At 68.5% G+C, this 1,053-nt stretch carries 1 protein-coding gene; it reads left to right on the forward strand.

The window, feature by feature from the left end; translation table 11 throughout:
* On the forward strand, positions 1 to 1,022 hold a 1,022-nt coding region (locus ACFT55_RS20240; RefSeq protein WP_380245664.1), incomplete at its 5' end, for a hypothetical protein.
* Between the last annotated feature and the right edge of the window lie 31 nt (positions 1,023 to 1,053).

Below are 1,053 nucleotides of genomic sequence, written 5' to 3' on the forward strand. Positions count from 1 at the left end.
GAGGAATTCCTGACGGAATTCCCGCCGTTTTCGTACCCACAACACCAGCGGGGCTCGTGCCTGTGGATGAGCGCAGGGTCGGGAGACGCGCCGGTGCCAGGGTGCAACCCATGGCACGCCGACCCTCGATCCCCCGCGACGCGCTTCCTCTGGAGCCGTTCGTCGTGCGGGATGCTCTCGCCGCCGGTCTTCCCCGTCATCGCCTGCGGGGCGCAGACGTCGATGCTCCCTTCCACGGAGTCCGCACCGCATCTCGCCCCCTCGACCTGGCAGAGCGCTGCCGGGCGCTGCTTCCGGTCCTCGACGCGTCGTGCGCCTTCAGCCACGGGACTGCTCTCAGGCTCTGGGGCGTGGAGGTGCCGTGGACCATCGAGCGCGACGACCGACTGCACGTCGTCACGCCTGACGAGACGGCGCGGCTGCGACGCGCGGGAATCGTGGCGCACCGCTCGCGGCAGTCCTTTCTCGACACGACGATCCTCGACGGCGTCCCCGTGACCACCGCAGCGCAGACGTTCGTGCACGTCGCCGTCGGCCTTCGTCGGCCGGACGACGTGGTGGTCCTCGGCGACGCGATGATGCGAAGGCAGCAGCCGTTCACTACCGCCGCGGAGCTCAGGACGATCTCCGAGCGCACCCACAAGGTCAAGGGGATCGCGCAGGTACGCACTCTGATCGAGCAGATGAGGCCCGGTACGGACTCCACTCCCGAGACACGCACCCGGCTCGCACTGGTCGACGCCCGGTTGCCGTGTCCCGAGGTGAACGGGATCGTGCTCGCGCCGGACGGCACGTACATCAAGCGGATCGACCTGCTGTACCGGCAGCTCCAGATCGCTATCGAGTACGACGGGGACCAGCACCGAACCGACAAGGCTCAATGGCGCGAGGACGTCCGAGCGCGCCGTCGGCTCGAGGAGCTGGGGTGGATCGTGATCGTCGTGGTGGCCGACGACCTCCGCGACCCTGGCGCGTTGGCGGCACGGGTACGTGCCGCGTTCCGCTCACGCCGGTCCATCTGAGTTGTGGGTACGAAATCGGCGAGAATTCCCT

Origin of the sequence: Isoptericola sp. NPDC057191 (assembly GCF_042670225.1) — a bacterium.
Lineage (GTDB): Bacteria > Actinomycetota > Actinomycetes > Actinomycetales > Cellulomonadaceae > Isoptericola.